Source organism: Bradyrhizobium sp. AS23.2 (assembly GCF_001908185.1).
In the GTDB taxonomy this organism is placed as follows: Bacteria; Pseudomonadota; Alphaproteobacteria; order Rhizobiales; family Xanthobacteraceae; genus Bradyrhizobium.
Genome location: NZ_LGHM01000380.1, coordinates 1 through 2,925, shown reverse-complemented (window position 1 = coordinate 2,925; position 2,925 = coordinate 1). Strand labels below are relative to the sequence as shown.

3 protein-coding genes are annotated in these 2,925 nt (G+C 58.3%); 2 read left to right on the top strand and 1 reads right to left on the bottom strand.

Features of this window, described 5'->3' with window-relative positions; genetic code table 11:
• Positions 1-424 (top strand): hypothetical protein (locus AC630_RS42310; protein ID WP_208867128.1); only part of this gene is annotated, 424 nt, incomplete at its 5' end.
• A gap of 139 nt (positions 425-563) precedes the next feature.
• Here the strand turns inward: AC630_RS42310 and AC630_RS42305 are convergent.
• Positions 564-986 carry a GNAT family N-acetyltransferase gene (locus AC630_RS42305; RefSeq protein WP_074124364.1) on the bottom strand — a complete coding sequence of 141 codons (423 nt, stop codon included), beginning with the start codon at positions 984-986 and terminating at the stop codon, positions 564-566.
• 215 nt (positions 987-1,201) lie between these two features.
• Between AC630_RS42305 and AC630_RS42300 the strand changes: the two genes are divergently transcribed.
• Positions 1,202-2,362, top strand: coding sequence for an IS30 family transposase (locus tag AC630_RS42300; RefSeq protein WP_074124362.1), 1,161 nt, complete (start codon positions 1,202-1,204; stop codon positions 2,360-2,362).
• Positions 2,363-2,925: the final 563 nt, after the last annotated feature.

The window sequence follows — 2,925 nt, the reverse complement described above, 5'->3', positions numbered from 1 at the left end:
CGTGTCCGACCCCCCGGCAGGGCCGTCACAAAGCGACGAGATAACTGTGAAGCTGAAAGCAACCATCATCGTCGCCGCGCTGCTAGCTGCAACGGCTGCACATGCCGAGACGATCGATCTGAAATGCTGGGCGCGGGGCCTTACGGGTGGCGAGCGCAACTCGGTCTACATAAACGGGGAACAGGTCACCGTTAATCTGGACGAGGGGACGATGCACTCTCGGACATTCGGAAGCAATTTGGCCGTCCACGTCACGGATACGCACTTGTTCTTTGAGACGGCGCTTACGCTCGGCAACATTTGGCAACATCTGTTCGACCCGACCGCTGTCTGGCAAGGTTTCATCAACCGCGTCGACGGCACGCTTAAGGCGCATAAACGCGACGGTACTGTCATCAGCGGGCACTGTCAGCTGGTCGGCTGAACCTGCCCATGTCGCAGATGGGTCATTCGCGACGAACCCACCGATCATGACCGACATCCGATGTCCGCTTCGTTCCGCTTGCGACCGAAACGGCGTGGCACCGCCATATGTCGCAAAGGGCCAAGAGACGACAAGCACCTCATATCGATCGTAACTCCTTAACCAGCTTGGGAAGCGCTCTACCGGGTATCGATCCGGAAGGGGCGAGGCCGCAGTCTTTGGCGCCCATTCGTCGATAGAAAGGTGCCGCGTCTGGGTCGGCTTCGATCACCATGCGATCAGCCCCCATTGCTGTTGCTTCGCTGGTAGCCCAATGAAATAGCTTCATCCCTACACCGCAGCGAAGCATCGTCGGCTCGACGAACAGCTTCAATAAGTCTGCCTCGCTTCCAATCACCTTGATTTGGGCAACGCCCAAAATGCTGCCGTTCTCTTCCGCCACCGCAATCGAACTTGATCGCAGTTCACATGGTTCAATGGTGAGTTCACTGTGACAAGCCTTCATGAAGTCGTTGTCGTAGCCCCATACAGCTTTCGACCTACGGCACAGAGCCGAGAGCATTGGTAGCTCTTCGACTGTCGGCGGTCTGAGAACACACGACACGAGGCTGCCTCCGGTGGATTGGATTTGCATAACACATCAGACCACGGATGTCTCTTTCGGGTCACTTTCGACCGACGCTACGGGTTTCGCGTGCCGTTCGATGTCTGCTTTTACCGGTGGACTCAACCGGTCGGTGCAACACTCTAATCTTTTAGCAGAGATGGAGTGTGGGCATGAAGCAGCGACGTCGCATCTACTATTCTGCGGTTCAGCGGTCTGAGATCTGGGATCGCTGGCAGGCTGGCGAGTCCATGAGGTCCATTGGACGTGGGTTTGACCGGGCATCCTCGTCAGTTTTTTCGGTGATTTCGCCAACGGGGGGCATTCGTCCACCGGTTCGGCGCCGCGCCAAGCAGGCGCTGACGCTCTCCGAACGAGAGGAGATTTCTCGGTGGCTCAGCCTGCGCCGCTCGTTGCGGTCGATCGCGCGCCACTTGGGACGATCGACATCGACCGTCAGCCGCGAAGTCAGCCGCAACGGCGGAGCGGACCGCTACCGGGCCGCCGGGTCAGATCAGGCCGCTTGGGATCGGGCGCGACGTCCCAAGCTTTGCAAGCTGGCTTGCCACCCGTTCTTGAGGCGGACAGTATCGATCGGGCTGCGGCGACAATGGTCACCGGAACAAATAGCGGGCTGGCTCAAGCGCACATATCCGGGGGAGCCACAACATCAGGTGTCACACGAGACGATCTACCGCAGCCTGTTCATTCAAGCGCGCGGCGTGCTGAAAAAAGAACTGCTCGAGCACCTGAGAGCGAAACGCACGATCCGCCGCTCCAGACACGCCAGCCTGAAACGAAACGGACTCGGCCAGATCAAGGATACCGTATCCATCAGAGATCGGCCGGCGTCTGTTGAAGATCGTGCGGTCCCAGGCCACTGGGAGGGCGACCTGATTGGCGGATCGAGGAACAGCTATGTCGTAACCCTTGTCGAGCGCCATTCGCGCTACGTGATGCTGGTCAAGGTTGCGAACAAGGATACCGAAAGCGTCGTCTCGGCGCTTATCAAGCAATCGCAACGACTGCCCAGCGAACTTTATCGGTCCTTGACCTGGGACAGAGGCAAGGAACTCGCGGATCATCAGCGTCTGACATTGGCTACCAAGGTCGATGTCTACTTCTGTGACCCTCGCTGTCCCTGGCAGCGCGGGTCAAACGAAAACACCAACAGATTGCTGCGCCAGTATCTGCCGCGTGGCATCGATCTGTCCCTGTACAGCCAGGCCAAGCTCAGCGCGATCGCCAGGCAGCTCAATGAAAGGCCACGAAAGACCTTGCTCTTTCAAACCCCGGCTGAGAAGTTCGCAAAATGTGTTGCGGCGATCCGTTGAACCCGCCGGACAAAGCGGACATCAACCAGCCGACAATCCCCACCAAGTCCGTCGAAAGTGACCCTGAACGGACTTTCGGTCTGCATCAGCCGCCTTTTCCACCATGCCCGCCAGAGGGAACGATTAATGGTGAGCGCTCCTCCAATTCCCGAAGCCGTTGGATTTGCGCTCTAAGACTCTCCGGTTGTTCCGGCTCAAGCCTCAGCGACGCGCGCAGTTGCTGGCCAATCACTTTCATAATTGCTCGACTGTGTTTTTGGTCTATGTCAATGCTGTGGGGCATAGCGAAGTCTCCTTCGAGACCGAGGACAACGCCGGCCTCTCCCGCTGGCTTTCCGCCTGCGAGCACCGTTGCCCCTCCGATGGAACTGGAGAGCGCCAGCTTTTGGCTATCTTGCGCGAGCGCTTGTATCTGAGAACAGCGGGTCCTGTTTAGGACCTTTGGCTATCCGCGACATGCGCCGTGTAGTTGACGGCGAGCGACGCTCTCATGCATCCAAGTCGCGCCGAGGCATCCTGTTCCTGATCTCTTACCCTTACGGCGAAGATAGTGCCGGCTTGCT

Bases quoted from the DNA above. Each gene is read 5' to 3' on its own strand.
- AC630_RS42300 (WP_074124362.1), top strand. From the start codon at position 1,202: ATGAAGCAGCGACGTCGCATCTACTATTCTGCGGTTCAGCGGTCTGAG.
- AC630_RS42305 (WP_074124364.1), bottom strand. From the start codon at position 986: ATGCTCTCGGCTCTGTGCCGTAGGTCGAAAGCTGTATGGGGCTACGAC.